Annotated in this window: 2 protein-coding genes; both read left to right on the plus strand. The window is 67.7% G+C overall.

From position 1 onward, the window contains the following. A partial coding sequence (locus AC2VOP_RS20670) for a polyribonucleotide nucleotidyltransferase (RefSeq protein WP_486962701.1) occupies positions 1-2009 on the plus strand: 2009 nt, incomplete at its 5' end. Continuing rightward, positions 1987-2950, plus strand: a 964-nt coding sequence (locus tag AC2VOP_RS20675; protein ID WP_486962702.1) for a M16 family metallopeptidase, incomplete at its 3' end; no start/stop codon positions are given. The genes AC2VOP_RS20670 and AC2VOP_RS20675, both read left to right, overlap by 23 nt.

Below are 2950 nucleotides of genomic sequence, written 5' to 3' on the forward strand. Positions count from 1 at the left end.
TCCTGACCTGCCGGCTCACCGACCGCCCGCTGCGCCCGTCGTTCGTCGCCGGCCTGCGCAACGAGATCCAGGTCGTGGTGACCGTCATGAGCTTGGACCCCAAGGACCTTTACGACGTGCTGGCGATCAACGCCGCATCGGCGTCGACCCAACTGGCCGGGCTGCCGTTCTCCGGCCCGGTCGGTGCCACACGGGTGGCACTGATCGACGGCACCTGGGTGGCGTTCCCCACCGTCGAGCAGCTGGAACGAGCGGTGTTCGATATGGTGGTGGCCGGCCGCACCCTCGATGACGGTGACGTGGCGATCATGATGGTGGAAGCCGAGGCTACCGGCAACGTCATCGAACTTATCGCAGATGGCGCCCAGGCGCCGACGGAAACGATTGTGGCCGAAGGTCTGGAGGCCGCCAAGCCGTTCATCGCAGCGCTCTGCGCCGCCCAGCGGGAACTCGCTGGCGCGGCTGCCAAACCGACCAGCGAATACCCGCTGTTCCCGGACTACGGCGACGACGTGTACGACGCGGTATCGTCCGCGGCCGCCGATGACCTGGCCACCGCACTGACCATCGCCGGCAAGACCGAACGCAACCAGCGCACCGACGAGATCAAGACCGAGGTGCTCGAACGGCTTACGGGATCCTCGAAAGCTTCGGAAACTTCGGAAACCTCGGGAACCTTTGCCGGGCGCGAGAAGGAGATCGGTGCCGCGTTTCGCGCGCTGACCAAAAAGCTGGTGCGCCAGCGCATCCTGGCCGACCACTTCCGCATCGACGGGCGCGGCATCACCGACATTCGTGCCCTGTCGGCGGAGGTGTCGGTGGTACCTCGAGCGCACGGCAGCGCCCTGTTTGAACGCGGCGAAACCCAGATCCTCGGGGTGACCACGCTGGACATGATCAAGATGGCCCAGCCGATCGACTCGCTGGGACCGGAGAAAACCAAGCGCTACATACACCACTACAACTTCCCGCCGTACTCCACCGGCGAGACCGGCCGGGTCGGTTCGCCGAAACGCCGCGAAATCGGACACGGCGCACTCGCGGAGCGGGCGCTGGTGCCGGTGCTGCCCAGTGTCGAGGACTTCCCGTACGCGATCCGTCAAGTGTCGGAAGCGTTGAGTTCCAACGGGTCCACCTCGATGGGATCGGTGTGCGCCTCGACGCTGGCGCTGCTGAACGCCGGGGTGCCGCTCAAGGCACCGGTTGCCGGTATCGCGATGGGCCTGGTCTCCGACGACGTGACGGTCGAGGGTGGCGGCACGGAGCGCCGATTCGTCGCCCTGACCGATATCCTCGGTGCCGAGGACGCGTTCGGCGACATGGACTTCAAAGTTGCCGGCACCCGCGACTTCGTCACCGCGCTGCAGCTCGACACCAAGCTGGACGGCATTCCGTCGCGGGTGCTGGCAGGGGCGCTGGCGCAGGCCAAAGACGCCCGGCTGACCATCTTGGAGGTCATGGCCGAGGCCATCGACGGACCCGACGAGATGAGCCCGTACGCGCCGCGGGTCACCACCATCAAGGTGCCAGTGGACAAGATCGGCGAGGTGATCGGGCCGAAAGGCAAGATCATCAACGCGATCACCGAGGAGACCGGTGCGCAGATCTCCATCGAGGACGACGGCACCGTCTTCGTCGGCGCCACCGACGGTCCGTCCGCGCAGGCTGCGATCGACAAGATCAACGCGATCGCCAATCCGCAGCTGCCCAAGGTCGGCGAGCGGTTCCTCGGCACCGTGGTCAAAACCACCGACTTCGGCGCGTTCGTGTCGCTGCTGCCCGGCCGCGACGGACTGGTGCACATCTCCAAACTCGGGAAGGGCAAGCGAATCGCTCACGTCGAAGACGTGGTCAACGTCGGTGACAAGCTGCGGGTGGAGATCGCCGACATCGACAAACGCGGCAAGATCTCGCTGATCCTGGTCTTTGACGACTCGGCCGATTCGGAAGGTTCAGCCGACGCAGCCCGGGCCGCGGGGTCTGCTGATGCCGCGACCGCAGGGAGCTGACGCGGGCGCCCTGCGCCGCGCCGGGCACGCCGCACGGCCGTCCGCGGGGGTGCGCCGAACCACCTTGCCCGGCGGGCTGCGGGTGGTCACCGAATTTGTGCCGTCGGTGCGTTCGGCGTCGGTGGGCGTCTGGATCGGTATCGGGTCACGCGACGAATCCACCACCGTCGCCGGTGCCGCGCACTTCCTGGAGCATCTGCTTTTCAAGGCCACCCCGACCCGCACCGCCGCAGCGATGGCGCAAGCGATGGACGCCGTCGGCGGCGAACTCAACGCCTTCACCGGCAAGGAGCACACCTGTTACTACGCCCACGTGCTCGACACCGACCTGGAGTTGGCCGTCGACCTCGTTAGCGACGTGGTCCTCAACGGCTGTTGCGCCGCCGACGACGTCGAACTCGAACGCGACGTCGTCCTGGAGGAGATCGCGATGCGCGACGATGACCCCGAGGATGCGCTCGGTGACGTGTTCCTGTCGGCCCTCTTCGGCGACCATCCGCTCGGACGCCCGGTGATCGGCAACGTCGCATCCGTGTCGGCGATGACCCGCGCCCAACTGCACTCGTTTCACCTGCGCCGCTACACCCCGGAGCGGATGGTGGTGGCGGCGGCCGGCAACGTCGACCACGACGCGGTGGTGGCGATGGTGCGTGAGCGGTTCGGGCCGCGGCTGGTCCGCGGGCGCCGGCCGGCCGCACCGCGCAAGGGCACCGCGCGGGTGCCGGGCGGCCCCGCGTTGACGGTGGTCAGCCGCGACATCGAGCAGACCCACATGTCGCTGGGCGTGCGCTCCCCTGGCCGGTACCGACCGCACCGCCAAGCACTGTCGGTGCTCAACACGGTGCTCGGCGGCGGGATGAGTTCGCGCCTGTTCCAACAGGTCCGGGAAGCCCGCGGCCTGGCGTACTCGGTGTACTCGTCGGTGGACATCTTCGCCGAGG

The organism is Mycobacterium sp. TH-M106 (genome assembly GCF_057473765.1).